At 63.4% G+C, this 1,059-nt stretch carries 1 protein-coding gene; it reads right to left on the bottom strand.

The window, feature by feature from the left end; translation table 11 throughout:
- Positions 1-967 (bottom strand): IS481 family transposase (locus EG885_RS22300; protein ID WP_131579058.1); only part of this gene is annotated, 967 nt, incomplete at its 3' end.
- Positions 968-1,059: the final 92 nt, after the last annotated feature.

Raw genomic sequence — 1,059 nt, 5'->3', positions numbered from 1 at the left:
TGTCACATCCCATGTGATTATACGGCCTCTTCCTGAACAGGTCCGGCCTTTGTTTTTGCCAGTCCTTGAGCGCATCAATGGGCGTTCGGCCCTTCAGCACTGATTGCGGGAGCTGACCGTTGTAGAGCCGGACGTAGCGCAGGATGGTCTGTTCGAGATCCTCGCCGCTGCGGAAGCGGTGGCTTTGCAGGACGTCCTCGATCCGGCCATTGAAGCGCTCGACCATGCCATTGGTCTGCGGGTGCATGGGCGGGGCCAGGCGATGCTCGATGCCGAGATCGGCGCAGAGGCGGTCGAAATCGTGATTGCCGGTGGGCCCCCGGCGGCGAAGTCCGAACAGACGATCGGTGAACTCCTTGCCGTTGTCGGTGAGCACACGGGTGATCGTCATCGGCGCGGCGCGTTCCAGATCGCGCAGAAAACGGCGGGCGTTGGCAGCAGTCTTGGCTGGGTAAATGCGCACGAAGACCCATCGCGTGGCGCGGTCGATGGCCACGAACAGATACCGGCGGCGGCTCTCGTCGGCCATCTGCGGCAGGTATTTCACGTCGACATGCAAGTAGCCCGGCTCGTAGGTCTTGAAGGCCCCGTGTGCAGGCCGTGGCAGAGCAGGCTTCAAGGCGCGCAGGTTGCCCACTCCATGCCGGCGCAGGCAGCGGTCCAGCCCGGAACGCGAAACATGCGGGTTCAGGAACTCCCGCACCACCGACAGCAGGTCATCCAGCGGTAACAGCAGCGACTTGCGCAGTGCCACTGCCACAGCTTCTTGCGCGGGCGTGAGCGTCGACTGAAGCCTGTGCGGCGTGTGGCTTCGGTCATGCACGCTGTCCCGGCTCCGCCACTTCCAGACGGTCTGCATGGAGATGCCGTAGCGCTCCGCCACCCTCCAGGCCGGCTCAGTGCTTGCCTGGATCGCAGCTCGTATCTTCGGTGTCGTCGATGCCTGCTTGTGAAGAGAGATCAGCATCCTCGCCTCCCGTCCCGAAACTCGGCCAGGATCGATCTTGCCACGAAGAACGCGGTCCGGCGAGGGTCTATGTGATCATCCGGGATGGAACA

Origin of the sequence: Paracoccus nototheniae (assembly GCF_004335005.1) — a bacterium.
Taxonomy (GTDB): Bacteria; Pseudomonadota; Alphaproteobacteria; order Rhodobacterales; family Rhodobacteraceae; genus Paracoccus; species Paracoccus nototheniae.
The sequence above is the reverse complement of the archived record's forward strand: the minus strand, read 5'-3'. Positions and strand labels throughout refer to the sequence as shown.